This window comes from Nocardioides sp. NPDC127514 (assembly GCF_040302125.1).
In the GTDB taxonomy this organism is placed as follows: Bacteria; Actinomycetota; Actinomycetes; order Propionibacteriales; family Nocardioidaceae; genus Nocardioides.
In genome coordinates, this window is record NZ_JBEORF010000018.1 from 1 (window position 1) to 16,030 (window position 16,030).

General features: G+C 68.1%; 17 protein-coding genes. 14 read left to right on the forward strand and 3 right to left on the reverse strand.

Annotation, left to right across the window (positions count from 1 at the left end; all coding sequences use genetic code 11):
• Positions 1 to 114 precede the first annotated feature (114 nt).
• Positions 115 to 879 carry a signal peptidase I gene (lepB, locus tag ABTX24_RS15345; protein ID WP_350840729.1) on the reverse strand — a complete coding sequence of 255 codons (765 nt, stop codon included), beginning with the start codon at positions 877 to 879 and terminating at the stop codon, positions 115 to 117.
• A gap of 112 nt (positions 880 to 991) precedes the next feature.
• Here lepB and ABTX24_RS15350 point away from each other — a divergent pair, with 112 nt between their 5' ends.
• From ABTX24_RS15350 to ABTX24_RS15360, 3 genes are all read left to right on the forward strand, one after another.
• Positions 992 to 2,071 (forward strand): nitrate- and nitrite sensing domain-containing protein, encoded by a 1,080-nt coding sequence (locus ABTX24_RS15350; protein ID WP_350840731.1) that lies wholly within the window; start codon positions 992 to 994, stop codon positions 2,069 to 2,071.
• 9 nt (positions 2,072 to 2,080) lie between these two features.
• Complete coding sequence (gene larE, locus ABTX24_RS15355; RefSeq protein ID WP_350840733.1) at positions 2,081 to 2,926, forward strand: ATP-dependent sacrificial sulfur transferase LarE; 846 nt, start codon at positions 2,081 to 2,083, stop codon at positions 2,924 to 2,926.
• 79 nt (positions 2,927 to 3,005) lie between these two features.
• Positions 3,006 to 3,713 carry a M50 family metallopeptidase gene (locus ABTX24_RS15360; protein WP_350715130.1) on the forward strand — a complete coding sequence of 236 codons (708 nt, stop codon included), beginning with the start codon at positions 3,006 to 3,008 and terminating at the stop codon, positions 3,711 to 3,713.
• Here ABTX24_RS15360 and ABTX24_RS15365 read toward each other — a convergent pair.
• Positions 3,710 to 4,108, reverse strand: a complete 399-nt coding sequence (locus ABTX24_RS15365; RefSeq protein WP_160026974.1) for a cold shock domain-containing protein — start codon at positions 4,106 to 4,108, stop codon at positions 3,710 to 3,712. The genes ABTX24_RS15360 and ABTX24_RS15365 overlap by 4 nt on opposite strands.
• A 461-nt stretch (positions 4,109 to 4,569) precedes the next feature.
• Between ABTX24_RS15365 and ABTX24_RS15370 the strand changes: the two genes are divergently transcribed.
• The 5 genes from ABTX24_RS15370 (at position 4,570) to ABTX24_RS15390 (ending at position 10,227) form a co-directional block, all read left to right on the forward strand.
• Positions 4,570 to 7,878, forward strand: coding sequence for a sensor histidine kinase (locus ABTX24_RS15370; protein WP_350840735.1), 3,309 nt, complete (start codon positions 4,570 to 4,572; stop codon positions 7,876 to 7,878).
• Positions 7,875 to 8,270: a roadblock/LC7 domain-containing protein gene (locus ABTX24_RS15375; protein WP_008360946.1), complete on the forward strand. Its 396-nt coding sequence runs from the start codon at positions 7,875 to 7,877 to the stop codon at positions 8,268 to 8,270. Before ABTX24_RS15370 ends, ABTX24_RS15375 begins: the two co-directional genes overlap by 4 nt.
• A 28-nt stretch (positions 8,271 to 8,298) precedes the next feature.
• A complete protein-coding gene (locus ABTX24_RS15380; RefSeq protein WP_008360948.1) occupies positions 8,299 to 8,649 on the forward strand; it encodes a DUF742 domain-containing protein in 351 nt (116 codons plus the stop codon).
• Between the two features lie 13 nt (positions 8,650 to 8,662).
• Entirely contained in the window at positions 8,663 to 9,241 is a 579-nt protein-coding gene (locus tag ABTX24_RS15385) for a GTP-binding protein (RefSeq protein ID WP_502890791.1), read from the forward strand.
• 164 nt (positions 9,242 to 9,405) lie between these two features.
• Positions 9,406 to 10,227: a DUF3027 domain-containing protein gene (locus ABTX24_RS15390; RefSeq protein WP_350715450.1), complete on the forward strand. Its 822-nt coding sequence runs from the start codon at positions 9,406 to 9,408 to the stop codon at positions 10,225 to 10,227.
• A gap of 10 nt (positions 10,228 to 10,237) precedes the next feature.
• Here ABTX24_RS15390 and ABTX24_RS15395 read toward each other — a convergent pair whose 3' ends face one another.
• Positions 10,238 to 10,639, reverse strand: a complete 402-nt coding sequence (locus tag ABTX24_RS15395) for a DUF2530 domain-containing protein (protein ID WP_350840737.1) — start codon at positions 10,637 to 10,639, stop codon at positions 10,238 to 10,240.
• 72 nt (positions 10,640 to 10,711) lie between these two features.
• On the opposite strand from ABTX24_RS15395, the gene ABTX24_RS15400 reads away from it, so the two are divergent.
• The 6 genes from ABTX24_RS15400 (at position 10,712) to fusA (ending at position 15,953) form a co-directional block, all read left to right on the forward strand.
• Positions 10,712 to 10,861, forward strand: coding sequence for a DUF1059 domain-containing protein (locus ABTX24_RS15400; protein WP_091052351.1), 150 nt, complete (start codon positions 10,712 to 10,714; stop codon positions 10,859 to 10,861).
• Positions 10,862 to 10,938: 77 nt separating this feature from the next.
• The gene (locus ABTX24_RS15405) at positions 10,939 to 11,400 is read left to right on the forward strand and encodes a MarR family winged helix-turn-helix transcriptional regulator (RefSeq protein WP_350840739.1); all 462 of its coding nucleotides are present in this window, start codon (positions 10,939 to 10,941) and stop codon (positions 11,398 to 11,400) included.
• Positions 11,397 to 12,647: an MFS transporter gene (locus ABTX24_RS15410; protein WP_160026982.1), complete on the forward strand. Its 1,251-nt coding sequence runs from the start codon at positions 11,397 to 11,399 to the stop codon at positions 12,645 to 12,647. Before ABTX24_RS15405 ends, ABTX24_RS15410 begins: the two co-directional genes overlap by 4 nt.
• Positions 12,648 to 12,911: 264 nt before the next feature.
• Positions 12,912 to 13,283, forward strand: coding sequence for a 30S ribosomal protein S12 (gene rpsL, locus ABTX24_RS15415; protein ID WP_008360965.1), 372 nt, complete (start codon positions 12,912 to 12,914; stop codon positions 13,281 to 13,283).
• A 1-nt stretch (position 13,284) separates the two neighbouring features.
• Positions 13,285 to 13,755, forward strand: a complete 471-nt coding sequence (gene rpsG / locus ABTX24_RS15420) for a 30S ribosomal protein S7 (RefSeq protein ID WP_008360967.1) — start codon at positions 13,285 to 13,287, stop codon at positions 13,753 to 13,755.
• Positions 13,756 to 13,838: 83 nt separating this feature from the next.
• Positions 13,839 to 15,953: an elongation factor G gene (gene fusA, locus ABTX24_RS15425; protein ID WP_160026984.1), complete on the forward strand. Its 2,115-nt coding sequence runs from the start codon at positions 13,839 to 13,841 to the stop codon at positions 15,951 to 15,953.
• Positions 15,954 to 16,030 lie beyond the last annotated feature (77 nt).

The following is a 16,030-nucleotide window of genomic DNA, read 5'->3' on the forward strand; positions in this document are numbered from 1 at the left end:
GGCGCACCCGCCGAGGTCGACTCAGCGGCCTTCGTGATGAGCGCCTTGGCGTCTGGTTTCGTCGCCCACAACTACATTCTCGGCCGCCACAACGACCGACTCGGCCGGACGTTCTCAGTCGACGGAGTCGAAGGTCTCCGGGCGATGCTCGACGCCGAAGCGGTCGGTGGGCCAGAAGACGACGGCGACGCGGCCGACGACGTCCGAGACGGGTACGAACGCGTTCGAGCAGGCCTCGTCGCCCGACTCCTGGCGTTCGGGGCTGCACAGATGGAAGGACGAGTCGGCGGAGTTGGCACGGTTGTCGCCCATCACGAAGATCCGGCCCTCGGGGACGACGGCCTTCCACCCCCGGCAGCCGCCCGTGACGTACGACCCGTTGTCCTGCGCCATCGGGCCGTCGCAGGTGTCGGCGGGGGCGATGAAGGACGACGCGTCCACGGGCGTGCCGTTGACGACGATCCGACCCGACTCGCAGCACTCCACGGTGTCGCCCGCGACTCCGATGACCCGCTTCACCAGGTGGTCACCGGTCGGGTAGAGCCCGATCTTGGCGAGCACGGCCCTGAAGCCGGTCGGGGCAGGTGCGATCTGGTTGGCGGAGAGCCAGCCGCCGGGATCGGTGAAGACGACGACGTCGCCGCGTTCGGGCGTGCCGCCCATCCAGTAGGACGGCTTCTCCACCAGTACGCGGTCGTTGACCTCCAGCCCGGGCTGCATCGACTCGGAGGGGATGTAGAACGCCTGGGCGAGGAACGTCTTGATGACGACGGCGAGCAGGATCGCCGTCACTGCGATGATCAGGATCTCGACGAGCGACCCCAGAACTCCCCGCTGCCGTCGGCCTGACCCCACCGACGCCTCCCGCTCTGCCCCCATGCTGAGACCCTATCCAGACGACGGGTCCGGCCCGGGCGCTATCCAGAATTCACGGGCGCGCGGCGCCGCTCCTGCCCTAGGGTTCCTCACTCATCCGGACCCGAGGGGCGTCATGACCAACACACTGGAATCCCCGACCCATGAGCGTGCCGAGAAGGGCCCGTGGGCGATCTGGACCGTCCTGGCCCTGGCTGTGATCGTCGCCGTCGTGGCAGGAGTCCTCGGCTATCTGGGCGTCTCGCGGGCGACCACTCAGGCGGGACCCAGCGCGCGGACCGTGACGCTCGCCGAGGCTCTCCCGGAGACGTTCGACCTCGCGGCCAACCTGTCCTTCGAACGCGATGCGATGACGGCCGGCGTACCTCCCGTCGTGCTCCGGCCGATCCAGCAGTCCACCGACGAGTCGGCGCAGGGGTGGCGCGCTCGGGTGCAGGAGATCGACGGCGGCGACAAGGAGCTCGACGCGACGCTCGCCCGGGTCGCCGAAGGTGTCGATGGCATCGATGGGCTGCGTACGCAGATGCTGGACGATCGCGCCAAGGGAACAGAGGGATACACCGCCCTGAGCAACGACTTGTTCAGCATCGCCGACGAGCTGCCGAACCCGGGCGATGGCCAGGCCGCCTCGTCGATCGAGGCGATCGGCCACATGCCCGAGGCATGGGAGGCACTGGGCCAGGAGCGCGCGATCATGATGGCTGTGCTCTCCAGCTCACCGCCGACCGTCGCGAAGCAGATGAGCGACAACGAGATCGCGGCGCTCACCGAGGCGGAGGCGGAGCTGCGGCGCTCGCTCGCCGCCCTCTACGAGGGGTCGTCGGCGGACCAGCGTCGACGTCTAGACGAGCTGACGAACGGAACGGCCACGGAGGGTGCCACCGGCGTGCCGGCCCACCAGGCCGTCAACGAGGTCATCGCCGGTGGCGGCACGGCACTGACCCTGGATTCGTACGTCACGTCCAGCAACGACTTCATGCGCGGCCTGCGGGAGGTGCTCATCGTCTCCGCCGAGGAGATCGCCGAGGAGGCGCGGGCCGACCGCGACGACGCGACCCGCACCGCGCTCGTCGCGCTCGTCCTCACGTTCGCGGTCGTGAGCGTCCTCGCCGTCATCGTGATCGTGCTCGTGGTCGTGCTGGTGGTCCTGGTCTCCCGGCGCCGATCCGCGAACACGCGTGGAGCCCGCCGATAGGGTCGGAGCGTGTCCGACCTCGACCCACGGCTCAACGCTCTCGAAGCGGATCTCAAGACTCGGGGAAGCGTGCTGGTCGCCTTCTCCGGCGGCGCCGACAGTGCCTTCCTCCTGGCGGCCGCAGCCAGGGCTCTGGGCAGCGACAACGTCGCCGCCGCGACCGGCTATTCGCACAGTCTTCCGATCGCGGAGAGGGACCCGGCCGCCGAGTTCGCGAAGAGTCTCGGCGTACGCCTCATCACCCCGCAGACCCACGAGATGGAGCGGGAGGGCTACCGGGCCAACGGCACCGACCGATGCTTCTTCTGCAAGGCGGAGCTGCTCGACACCCTCGTGCCGCTGGCGCGCGAGCTGGGCCTGGCCCACGTGGCCACCGGCACCAACGCCGACGACGCGATCGAGGGGCTCAACGGCCTCCGCCCCGGCATCCGCGCGGCCGCCGAGCGTGGTGCGATCACGCCGCTCAAGGACGCCGGGCTGACCAAGGCGCAGATCCGCGAGGCCTCGCGCCGCTGGGAGCTGCCGACCTGGGACAAGCCGGCCGCGGCCTGCCTCTCCAGCCGGATCGCCTATGGCCTCGAGGTCACCCCGAGGCGCCTCGCGCGCGTGGAGAGAGCAGAGCAGGGCGTACGCAGCGTCCTGGCCGCGCGCGGCCACGACGCCGCCAGGGTGGACCTGCGCGTGCGTGACCACGGGGAGAAGGCCACCGTGGAGCTGTCCGCTACCCTCCTGCCTCTCGACCCCCACCATGCCGACGAGGTGCTCAAGACAGTGACCGACGCAGGATTCCCCGCCGCGGAGATCGACCCACGGGGCTTCCGCTCCGGATCGATGAACCAGAAGGCAGTCAAGTGAGCGAGCGTCGGCGAGTGAACCACGAGCACAACACGCCGTTGCCTCCGTATTCTGGCGCCTGCGCTACGGAGGTGGCGGCGTGAGGGAGTTCTGGGACACGATCACCGCGACCCAGACCGTCCCCGAAGCGCCCTGGCTGATTGGCGCCGGCGTCGTCGCCCTGGTGCTGGTCGTGTGGCGGGGAACCTGGCGCACCGTCCGCCTCGGCGTCACCGTCGTCCACGAGGCCGGGCACGCTGTGGTCGCGGTCCTGGTGGGCAGGCGCCTGGCCGGGATCAAGCTCCACTCCGACACCTCGGGCGTGACCCTCTCACGCGGCAAGCCGTCCGGTCCGGGCATGGTGGCGATGCTCGCGGCCGGCTATCTCGCCCCGGCGCTCCTCGGCCTGCTCAGCGCGACCATGCTCGCCGCGGGTCATGCCCTGGGACTGCTGTGGCTCCTGGTGGCCGCGATGCTCGTGCTGCTGCTGTGGGTGCGCAACGGCTACGGCCTCGTCGTCCTGCTGGTGCTCGGCGCAGCCCTGGGCGCGATCAGCTGGTACGCCGACGGCCGCCTCCAGACCATCGTCGCCACGCTGGTCACCTGGCTGCTCCTGCTCGCCTCACCGAGGCCGCTCTTGGAGCTCCTCGGCCGCGGCGAGCGAGGCCGCCGCGGCTCCGACCCCGACCAGCTCGCCGGCCTGACCGGCATCCCGTCGGTGCTCTGGATCCTGGTCCTGCTGGCGGTGAACCTCGCCGGCCTGGTGGTCGGCGTGCAGACCCTGATCCCCGACCTGAGCTGGATCTAGAGCTCGAACTCGTCGGCGATCTGGCGCAGCGCGGGGGAGACCTTCTTGGCCAGCTCGCGCGTGGGCGGGCGGCCCTGGGCGTAGCCGTCGCGGATGTCGTCGAGGAGCTTGATCACGTTCTCGACGATCAGCTCCATCTCCTCGGGCTTGCGGCGCTTGGCGGCACGCTGGCGCCCGGCGACGGACGGGGAGCGCTCCAGAATGGTCACCGAGAGCGCCTGCTCACCGCGGCGCCCCTGGGCGATGCCGAACTCCACCCGGGTGCCGGCCTTCAAGGTCTTGGCAGCGCCCTCGGGGAGCGCGTCGGCGTGGACGTACACGTCCGGACCGTCGTCCTGCGACAGAAACCCGAAGCCCTTGGTGGCGTCGAACCACTTGACCTTGCCAGTAGGCACGGCAGCTTGCCCCTTCCTCGCGCATCAGCGCTTCAAACGTACGTCGCCCGGCGACTGTGACGGCCGACGCGGGAGAGCCTAGTCCTCAGCGCCCAGGGACGCGTGAGGTATTCCCCTCTCCGGCGTCGACGGCATCCACGGATGGCTCGCCATGTCGTCCCTCGTGCGGGTGGGGCCTATACTCCGCCTACCCCTCCATAGATTTGCAAATGATTTCGTACACCATTGGTAATCGAGACCACTTATGACGTAAGTTTGCGTCGCCAAAGACTGCAGACAGGTACGCCCGGGTGCCAGCAGACTTCGCGGCGGGGGACTGGGGTATGCACCACAGACGGTGCATGCCTCTCGGGAATGATGTGACATGGCCACGAGAGGGAGTAATGGCCGAGCCATACGCAAGCACAACCCACCGTCCGGAACGTAAGCCCTGGCAGGGAATTCGAGCGCGCCTCATCTTCGTGCTGCTCATCCCGACCATCGCGGCGATGGTGTTCGGCGGGTTGAGCATTTCGCGCGCCCTCTCAGCCCAGGCGGAAGCACGCCAGGCCGAGACTGTCGCCCAGGCACTGCCTGACACCTACGAACTCGCGATCAACATCCTGTTCGAGCGTGACGGTGCGCTCGCAGGCGTACCCGAGGTCGTCATGCGGCCGCTGCAGCAGAAGACCGACGAGTCGATCGAGGCCTGGAGTGCCAAGGCGAAGGAGATCGACGCCGGCGACGACAAGGACCTCGAGAACAGCATCGTCGAGATCCAGCAGGCCCTCAACGGCATCGACGACCTGCGTGCCCAGATCCAGGAGAAGGACACCGCGGTCGAGGCCCAGCTGGCCTACACGACCGTGATGAACAACCTCTTCGGGATCTCGGCGCAGATGCCGACCCTGGAGAACGACGAGGTCTTCTCCAAGATCGCCGCGATCAGCAACGTGCGTCCCGCCTCGGAGGCCATGGGCAGCGAGCGCGTGATCATGATGAAGGCGCTGAGCAAGAAGGCGGCCGCGGAGAGCAACGGTGCGGTCAACCCCGACGTCCTCACCGACGAAGAGTTCGCCGAGCTCGCCCGTGCCGAGGCCAAGTGGCGCCTGTCGACGGCGGACTACTACGCCAAGACGTCCGACGACATCCGCCAGCAGCTCGACGAGCTGACCAACGACACCACCGACGAGGGTTCGGTCGGCGCGCCCGCTCACCGGGTCGTCAACCAGGTGATCTCCAGCGGCAGCATGGACCGGGTCAAGATGACCCCGGACCAGTACACCGAGGCCAGCACGGAGTTCATCCGTGGTCTGCAGAAGATGATCGTCCAGACCGCGCAGGAGATCAGCGACGACGTCGAGCAGATCAAGAGCGACGCGACCCGCGACGCCATCGTCATCGGGCTCCTCGTTCTCGGTGTTCTGATCTTCGCCCTCGCTGTCGGTCTGGTCGCGGCCCGCTCCATCCTGTCGCCGCTGAGCCAGCTGCGTCGCCTGGCCTACAACCTGGCCAACCACGACCTGCCCGAGCGAGTCGCCTACATGAACCAGGCCGACGGCCCGGTGGATACGCATGTGGAGCCGCTGGACATCGCGCGTCGAGACGAGATCGGTGACGTCGCGGACGCGTTCGACGCGGTCCACGTCGAGGCGATCCGGCTGGCGGGCGAGCAGGCCGAGCTGCGTACGAACGTCGACAAGATGTTCATGAACCTCTCTCGTCGTTCGCAGAGCCTCGTCGAGCGTCAGCTCCAGCTCATCGACCAGCTCGAGGCCAACGAGCAGGACCCCGACGACCTCGCGAACCTGTTCCGCCTGGACCACCTCGCCACCCGAATGCGCCGCAACGACGAGTCCCTCCTGGTCCTCGCCGGTGGCGAGATCGGCCACGCGGCTCGTGGCCCGGTGCCGGTCCTCGACGTCCTCCGTGCCGCGGCCTCCGAGATCGAGCAGTTCGCCCGGGTCGACATCGACTCCGACGAGAACGCCGAGTTCGAGGGCGCGATCGCGGGTGACCTCGTGCACCTGCTCGCGGAGCTGATCGAGAACGCCACCAACTTCTCCCCGCCCGACACCGCGGTCACGATCCGCACCTTCCGCGCCGGCCCCGCCGCGCCGCTGCTGGTCGAGATCGAGGACCTCGGTATCGGCATGACGCCGGAGGAGCTCGACGCGGCCAACATGAAGCTGCGCCGTGCGACCGGCCTCGACGCCGACGTCGCCCGGATGATGGGTCTGGTCGTGGTCGCGCGCCTGGCGGCGCGTCATGGCCTCTACATCGAGCTCGTTCCGAACCGCCCCCGCGGTGTGGTCGCGCGCGTCGAGATGCCGGTCACCACGATCGTCGGCGCTCACGCTGAGGCCCCGTCGGGCCAGCAGCAGGGCTTCGACGCCTACGCCTTCCAGCAGGGCGGCTACGGCCAGCAGACCGGCGCCTACCCGGGCACCGGCGAGCTTCCCTACGAGATGCAGTACGGGATGCCCGCCTACGACGCCCAGCCGTACGCAGGTGGCAACCCCTACGACGTGCCGGTCGGTGCTCTTCCGGCGCCCGAGGCGCCCGCCGCCTCCGCCGCGGCGCCCCCGGCCCTGCCGAGCCGTACGCCTGGTGCGTCCAACCACCCCAACCTCTCCAACGGCGGTGCGTCGGCCTTCCAGCAGGGTGCCAACGGCCACTCGGGCCAGCACAACGGCTTCGGCCAGAGCGGACCGCAGACGGGTCAGCAGCCCGCTTTCGGCGGTGTCCCGCCGATGCCGGGCGACCCGGGCTTCGAGGGTCCGGGCGCGCGTACGGGCAGCTTCCCGGCGCAGCCGCAGCAGTTCAGCGGTGGCCAGCCGCAGTACGGGGGAGACCCGTTCGGCGGCGACCCGTTCGGCGCCAACCAGCCGCCGGCCCCGCAGCAGAACCCCAGCGGCCAGCAGCAGAACTTCCTCTCCAACATGCTGCCGGTCCGCAAGGCCGAGGACCTGGCCGCGCGCTTCCCCGACGGTCGTTTCGACCCGAGCACCGAGACCGGCGAGCTGCCGCGTCGCGACCCGGGCGCGCAGGGCGGCAGCCCGTTCGGCACCGACACCGGCGCGTTCCGCACCTTCGAGCGCCCCAACGAGCGCACCACGCCGCGTACGCCGCCGCCGGGCTTCGGTCCCGACGACGACCCGTTCGGTCCGGCCGGTGACGCGATCGCCCCGGGCCCGATGGGTCCGATGGCTCCGGAGCCGACCAACTCGCCGAACCCGCTCGACTCGACCACCGAGGTTCCGATCCTCGATGACGAGGGCAGCTCGATCTTCGACGACCTGCAGTCCGAGTGGTTCACCCGTCGTCGCCCGCTCGGCGCGCGCCGGGCGATGGAGTCCAAGGGCGACCCGCTCAGCGACCCGATCGCCCCGGCCGCCAAGGCCGGTCCGGGACCCAAGCCCGACGCGGCCCGTCCCGCGGCCGCCCCCGCGGGTGAGCCGGCCGACGAGCCGGTCGCGCAGGACGACGAGCCGACCACGCCGATGAGCTGGTCCTCGCCGGGCGACGAGGGCTGGCGCCGGGCGCAGGAGCTGGAGCAGCTGCAGGAGCAGGAGCCGGCGACGGTCACCCAGGGTGGCCTCCCCGTTCGTGTCCCGGGTCAGAACCTGATCCCAGGTGCGGCGCCTTCGGTCACACCACCGTCATCAGGTCCGCGTAACATGGACGCGCGCCGCACCCGTGGCATGTCCAGCTTCCAGAAGGGCGTCAGCCGCGCCCGCAACAACCCCGCTGATGCGGAAAGCAACCCCGAAGGTGAGGAGCAGCAGTGACAACGGCCCCCGCAGGACTGGACTGGCTTGTCGACAGCCTGACCCAGCGCACCCCTGACATCGCTCACGCGATCTTGGTGTCGGCTGATGGTATGCCGATGGCCAGCTCCGTCGACTTCCCCCCGGACCGGGCCGACCAGCTCTCGGCGATCGCCTCCGGTCTCACCAGTCTTACCCAAGGAGCAGCTCGGTGCTTCGCGGCGGGTAATGTCCAGCAGATGGTCATCGAGATGGACGGTGGCTATCTGGTCCTCATGGCGGTTGGTGAGGGCTCCAGCCTTGCTGCCCTCGCCGCCCCCGACTGCGATCTGGGACAGGTTGGCTACCAGATGCAGCTGTTGATCTCGCGTGTTGCCACCGCCCTCACCCCCGATACCAGAACCGGCGCCTGATCAGTGCCCCGACCCTAGGACCGAGATCGTGAGCAACCACGCATCCGAACCGCCGCCGCTGGTCAGGCCTTATGCCCTGACTCGTGGCCGCACGCAACCCAAGCGCGTCTTCCCGATGGAAGCACTGGTGATCACCGACCGCTACGTGATCGACGGCTACGTCCGGTCGCCCGAGGAGCGGACGATCGCAGAGCTCTGCCGCGAGAGCCGTTCCGTCGCTGAGGTCGCGGCGCTCATCCGGGTGCCCCTGGGTGTCGCCCGAGTCCTGATCGGTGACCTTGCGGAGCGCGGCGTGGTGCAGGTGCACGCCAGCAAGGTCCCGGACGCCCCGGACACCGCTCTCCTCGAGCGCGTGCTGTCCGGCCTGAGGAAGCTTTGACAGGAGTAATGCAGTGACCACCGACTCCAAGCAGGCGACGATGTCTGCGAAGATCGTCATCGTCGGCGGGTTCGGCGTTGGTAAGACGACCTTCGTGGGCTCCGTCTCGGAGATCGTCCCCCTGACGACCGAGGCCGTGATGACGCAGGCGACCGCCGGCGTCGACGACCTCTCCGCAGTGCCCAACAAGAAGACGACCACGGTCGCGATGGACTTCGGCCGAGTCTCCCTCGACTCCGACCTGATCCTCTACCTGTTCGGCACCCCCGGTCAGAACCGCTTCTGGTTCATGTGGGACGACCTGACCCAGGGCGCCATCGGCGCCGTGGTGCTCATCGACACCCGTCGCCTCGCCGACTCCTTCGGCGCGATCGACTACTTCGAGTCCCGCAACGTGCCGTTCGTCGTGGCCCACAACGTCTTCGGCGCCAACCAGGCCTACAAGCCGGAGCAGATCCGCGAGGCCCTGGCTCTGCGCCCGGACATCCCGATCGTCACCTGTGACGCTCGCGACCGTCAGTCGACCAAGGCGACGCTGATCTCGCTCGTCGAGTACGTCCTCTCCATGGTCTCCACGCGCGCTCTTCAGTAGCCAAGCGTCACCGACACCCGCCGTAGCCACGCTCCGGCGGGTGTCGGCTATTTCGAGGACTGTCGTGACTGTGCAGTAGAGGCGTACGTCTGGGAGGATCACGCGTTGTGCTGAAGTTCAGGTTGTGGTGGCGCAAGGTGACCCCGAAGTGGCACCTGAGGCGCATGTGGGTGAAGATGTGGTCCGTGATCACGACCCCGTACGCCGATGCGACGGCCGTCGCTGCCGTCGACGAGGCCCGCGCCGCGCTCCTGTCCGACGTGCCAGCCGGTGACGTCGGAGAACATCTCGGCCATGTGGTCGAGAAGGGTGCTGGCCCGGGCGTCGTGACCCACCTGTTCGCCTGCACCCGCAAGGGCTACGTCGGGTGGCACTGGTCGGTCACGCTCGTCACCGTGCCCTCGCTCGACGGCCCGGGATTCGGCGTCGATGCTCCGGTGACCATCAACGAGGTCGTCCTCGTCCCCGGTGACGCCGCGATCGTCGCGCCGGCCTGGGTGCCCTACCGCGAACGGATCAAGCCGGGCGACCTCTCACCCGGCGATCTGCTCCCGGTCGAGGACGACGACGCGCGGCTGGTCCCGACGTACGCCTTCGGTGACGACCCGCTCGACGCCGACGAGAAGGCTCAGGTGCGCGAGGTCGCCAAGGATCTCGGCCTCGGCCGTGTCCGGACCCTGTCCATCTCCGGCTTCGACGCCGCCGCCGAGCGGTGGTACGCCGGTGACGGCGGTCCCGAGGCGCCGCTCGCGCAGGCCGCTCCCGACCAGTGCCACAGCTGTGGCTTCCTGGTCCGGCTGACCGGCCACCTGGCCACGAGCTTCGGTGTCTGCGCCAACGGCGACGCCAACGACGACGGCAAGGTGGTCAGCCTCAACCACGGGTGCGGTGCGCACTCGGAGGTGCGGCTGGCGAAGAAGCACGAGCCGCAGCCGCTGCCGGACCCGGTCTTCGACACGATCAGCGACGACGCCGAGCCCTTCTAGCCGAGCGGTTCTAGGCGAGGCCCTCGGCGCGCAGCCGGCGGGTCTTGCGGCGCCGGGTCAGCTCGATGCCGATCGCGCCGATGCCGAAGGCGGCCAGGCAGGTCCAGATCCACCAGGTCCAGCCGCGGTCGTTGAGCAGACCCCAGAAGGGGAGCAGGGCCACGAACCCGACCAGCCAGCCGAGGGTGGCGAGCTCGAAGGCACGGATGCCGTCCTGGTCGACGAGCTCGATCTTCGGCTCGGGGACGGCCTGGGCCGGCTCCTCGACAGGCGGCTCGTCGTAGCCGTAGTCCTGGGGGTAGCCATGCCCATCGTCGGACTGAGCCTCGGCGTAGTAGTCGCCGTCGTACCCGTCGTACTGCTGCTCCGGGTAGGTGCCGGAATAGTCGTCGTCGCGGTACTGGTCGCTCATGGCATCCAATCTAGTAGGTCACCACGAGCCGGTAGGGTTGGGTGGAAACGCTGACGACCTGGGAGGTCCCTGATGGCTTCGCTCCGCTGCCCCTGTGGCACCAACTTCCGCACGGAGACCGACGACGAGCTGGTCGAGAAGGTGCAGGAGCACCTCGCCGAGGCTCACCCCGGCCGCACGTACAGCCGCGACGACATCCTGATGCTCGCCGCAATGTCCTGACGCTGTGACGGCGCCCTCACCCGGGCGCCGTCTCTTCCCGGAATAGTTAGCGCCGGTAAGCAGTTATGCTTACCGACATGCCTACCGCACAGCCAGCCTCCGCGCCCGACGCGGCCTCTGACATCCCCGAGGTCGCCTCGGTGCTGCGCACCTCCGTCATGCGGATGCGCCGCCGCCTGGCCAACGAGCGCCACCCTGACAACGACCTCTCCCTGGGGTCGATGGCGGTACTCGGGGCGTTGTACGCCAACGACGAGATGACTCTCGGCGCCCTCGCCGGCCGCGAGCGCGTCCAGCCGCCGAGCATGACCAGGATGGTCAACTTCCTCGAGGAGGGCGGCTACGTCGTACGCCGCCAGGGCGAGACCGACCGCCGCCAGGTGCTGGTCTCGATCACCGACAAGGGCCGCCGGACCGTACGCAAGGACCGGCTCAGCCGGGACGCCTGGCTCGCCCAGCAGCTCGTCGACCTCGATGCGGAAGAGCTCGCCGCCCTCCGCACAGCCGCTTCGATCATGGAGAGAATAGCCACCAGTTGAGTCCCACGTTCCGTTCCCTGCGCAGCCACAACTACCGCCTCTACCTAGCCGGCAGTGTCGTCTCCAACGTCGGCACCTGGATGCAACGCATCGCTCAGGACTGGTTGGTCCTGAGTCTTGGCGGCGGGGGAGCGGCACTCGGTATCACCACCGGTCTGCAGTTCCTGCCCATCCTCCTGCTCAGCCCCTACGCCGGGGTCATCGCAGACCGCTTCCCGAAGCGCCGCCTGCTGCAGGCCGCCCAGGGGTGGATGGCCCTGATGTCGCTGCTCCTCGGTGTGCTGGCGGTGAGCGGCCACGCCGAGGTGTGGATGGTCTATGTGATCGCGTTCCTCTTCGGCACCGGTGCCGCCTTCGACGGCCCGGGCCGGCAGTCGTTCGTCTCGGAGATGGTCCACCCCGACGACCTCACCAACGCCGTCGGCCTCAACTCGGCCTCGTTCAACCTCGCCCGCCTGATCGGGCCGGCGCTGGCCGGGCTCCTCATCGGCTCGCTGGGTAGCGGCCCCGAGGCGACCGGCTGGGTGATCCTCATCAACGCCGTCTCCTACCTCGCCGTGATCGGCCAGCTGCAGCGGATGAACACCGCCGAGCTGCACTCGCCCGACCCCGTCGCCCGGCGGAGCGGGATGCTGCGCGAGGGCATCGGCTACATCCGTACGCAGCCCAAGATGCTGATGGTCCTGGTGATCATCTTCTTCGTCGGCACCTTCGGGGCGAACTTCCCGATCACCTCGGCGCTGATGGCGACCGAGGAGTTCGGCAAGGGCGCCAGCGAGTACGGCCTGCTCGGCACCGTCCTGGCCATCGGCTCGCTCTCCGGTGCCCTGCTCGGCGCCCGCCGCACCCGGATCCCCCTCAGGCTGATCGTGCTGGCGGCGACCGGGTTCGGCCTCACCGTCATCGTGTCCGGGCTGATGCCGACGTACGCCCTCTTCGCCCTGATCTCGCCCGTGCTCGGCTTCTTCACGATCACGACCCTCAACGCCTGCAACGCCACGATGCAGACCGAGGCGGCCCCGGAGTTCCGCGGCCGGGTGATGGCGATCTACATGACCGTCCTGATGGGCGGCACCCCGCTGGGCGCCCCGCTCATCGGCTTCGTCGGCGAGCACTTCGGCGCCCGCACGACCCTGTACGCGAGTGGCGCTCTGGTGCTGTTGGGTACGCTTGCGGGGGTGCTGCTCCTTGCCGCACTCAGAGGTGGTATCCGGGCCGTTTTGACCCCCTCTCAAGCCGCCGGGTAGCCTCTGAAGCGTGTCTGGGACAACCAGGCCGTCGCGCGTGCCCGGAACAAGCTCGAGAGATAGGTCTCGGACCCGGGTTCGGCGCCCTCAGTACGGGGTTCGGTTCGAAAGATCCGCCCACTTGTGCGTTGAGGTCAGGGCGACACGCCCGACCTCGGGGGCGAGGCGGGACCAGTTGGTATCGCACCACCTGGACGCACAACATTGGATCCTTCGCGGCAGAGCGCCGCGTAGTGAGAGCAGAAAAGAAGGGGAACCACCGAGGTGCCCACAATCAACCAGCTGGTCCGCAAGGGCCGCGAGGACAAGGCGACGAAGTCGAAGACGCCTGCCCTCAAGGGATCGCCGCAGCGCCGTGGCGTCTGCACGCGCGTCTACACCACCACCCCGAAGAAGCCGAACTCCGCCCTCCGGAAGGTCGCCCGTGTGCGTCTCTCCTCCGGCGTCGAGGTCACCGCTTACATCCCGGGTGTGGGTCACAATCTTCAGGAGCACTCCATCGTGCTCGTCCGCGGCGGTCGTGTGAAGGACCTCCCCGGTGTTCGTTACAAGATCATTCGCGGCTCGCTCGACACCCAGGGCGTGAAGAACCGCAAGCAGGCCCGGAGCCGCTACGGCGCCAAGAAGGAGAAGTGAGATGCCTCGTAAGGGTCCCGCTCCCAAGCGTCCGCTCGTCGTCGACCCCGTCTACGGCTCGCAGCTCGTAACCCAGCTCGTCAGCAAGGTCCTGCAGGACGGCAAGAAGCAGGTCGCGCAGCGCATCGTCTACACCGCGCTCGAGGGCTGCCGTGAGAAGACCGGCACCGACCCCGTGGTCACGCTCAAGCGCGCCATGGACAACGTGAAGCCGGCCATCGAGGTCAAGTCCCGCCGTGTCGGTGGCGCGACCTACCAGGTTCCGGTCGAGGTCAAGGGCACGCGTGGCACCACGCTCGCGCTGCGCTGGCTCGTCGGCTACGCCCAGGACCGTCGTGAGAAGACGATGGCCGAGCGCCTGATGAACGAGATCCTCGACGCGAGCAACGGCCTCGGCGCCGCTGTGAAGAAGCGCGAGGACACCCACAAGATGGCCGAGTCCAACAAGGCCTTCGCGCACTACCGCTGGTGACGTACGGCGGGGTGCCTGCCGCACAATGTGGGCACCCCGCCCATCCAGACCGAAGACAATCTCTTTAAGGAACGCTGAAGACAGTGGCCGTCGACATCACCACGGACCTCAATGTGGTCCGCAACATCGGCATCATGGCGCACATCGATGCCGGTAAGACCACCACCACCGAGCGCATCCTGTTCTACACCGGTATCTCGTACAAGATCGGTGAGGTCCACGAAGGCGCAGCCACGATGGACTGGATGGAGCAGGAGCAGGAGCGCGGCATCACGATCACGTCCGCCGCGACCACCTGCTGGTGGAAGGACCACCAGATCAACATCATCGACACCCCGGGGCACGTCGACTTCACCGTCGAGGTGGAGCGCTCGCTGCGCGTCCTGGACGGTGCTGTCGCCGTCTTCGACGGTGTCGCCGGTGTCGAGCCGCAGTCGCAGACCGTGTGGCGTCAGGCGAACAAGTACGCCGTCCCGCGGATGTGCTTCGTCAACAAGCTCGACCGCACCGGTGCCGACTTCTACATGGTCGTCGACTCCATCGTCGACAAGCTGCACGCCACCCCGCTGGTGCTGCAGCTGCCGATCGGTGCCGAGTCCGACTTCATCGGCGTCGTCGACCTGATCGAGATGAACGCCAAGGTCTGGCGCGGCGAGACCCAGCAGGGTGAGGACTACGTCGTCGAGGGCATCCCCGCCGACATGGCCGACAAGGCCGCCGAGTGGCGCGAGAAGCTCGTCGAGACCCTCGCCGAGGCCGACGACGACATCATGGAGGTCTACCTCGAGGAGGGCGACGTCTTCGACGTTCCCACCCTGAAGGCCGCCATCCGTCGTGCGACCCTCGCCGACAAGCTCAACCCGATCCTCACCGGCACCGCGTTCAAGAACAAGGGCGTCCAGCCCCTGCTCGACGCGATCGTCGACTACCTGCCCTCGCCCATCGATGTCGAGTCGATCATCGGCCACGACGTCAAGGACGAGGAGCTCGAGGTTTCTCGCAAGCCTTCCGAGGACGAGCCGTTCTCCGGCCTGGTCTTCAAGATCGCTTCCGACCCGCACCTGGGCAAGCTGTTCTACCTGCGCGTCTACTCCGGCAAGGTCGAGGCGGGTGCGACCGTGGTCAACCCGATCAACGGCCGCAAGGAGCGCATCGGCAAGATCTACCAGATGCACGCGAACAAGCGTGAGGAGATCAACTCGGTGGGCGCCGGCCAGATCGTGGCCGTCATGGGTCTGAAGGACACCAAGACCGGTCACACCCTGTGCGACCCGTCCAACCCGGTCGTCCTCGAGTCGATGAGCTTCCCGGCCCCCGTGATCGAGGTCGCCATCGAGCCGAAGACCAAGGGTGACCAGCAGAAGCTGGGCACGGCGATTCAGCGCCTCACCGAAGAGGACCCGACCTTCACGGTCAAGACCGACGAGCAGACCGGCCAGACCATCATCGCTGGTATGGGCGAGCTCCACCTCGAGGTCTTCGTCGACCGGATGAAGCGCGAGTTCAAGGTCGAGGCCACCGTCGGCAAGCCGCAGGTCGCCTACCGCGAGACGCTTCGCAAGAAGGTCGAGAACCACAGCTACACCCACAAGAAGCAGACCGGTGGTTCGGGTCAGTTCGCGAAGGTCGTCATCTCCGTCGAGCCCAACATCGACGAGGAGACCGGCCAGGGTGCGGGCTACGAGTTCGTCAACAACGTCACCGGTGGTCGCGTGCCGAAGGAGTACATCCCTTCGGTCGACCAGGGTGCTCAGGACGCCATGGAGTTCGGTATTCTCGCCGGCTTCCCCATGGTCGATGTGAAGGTCTCGCTCGAGGACGGCGCCTACCACGACGTCGACTCCTCCGAGCTCGCCTTCAAGATCGCCGGCAACCAGGCCTTCAAGGAGGCCGCGCGCATGGCGAAGGCCGTCCTGCTGGAGCCGATGTTCGCCGTCGAGGTGACGACCCCTGAGGCGTTCCTCGGCACCGTTATCGGTGACATCAACTCCCGTCGCGGCCAGGTGTCTTCGCAGGAGGAGCGCCACGGCGACATGGTCGTCCAGGCTCTCGTCCCGCTGTCCGAGATGTTCGGGTACGTCGGTGACCTCCGGTCCAAGACCAGCGGTCAGGCGTCGTACTCGATGGAGTTCGACTCGTACGCCGAGGTTCCCACGAACGTCGCCGACGAGATCATCAAGAAGGCCCGTGGCGAGTGACCTTCGGGTCGCCCGTCCAGGGACTTCGGCAGCAACACCACTCAGTACGAGTCAGTAAGAAAATCACACCAGGAGGA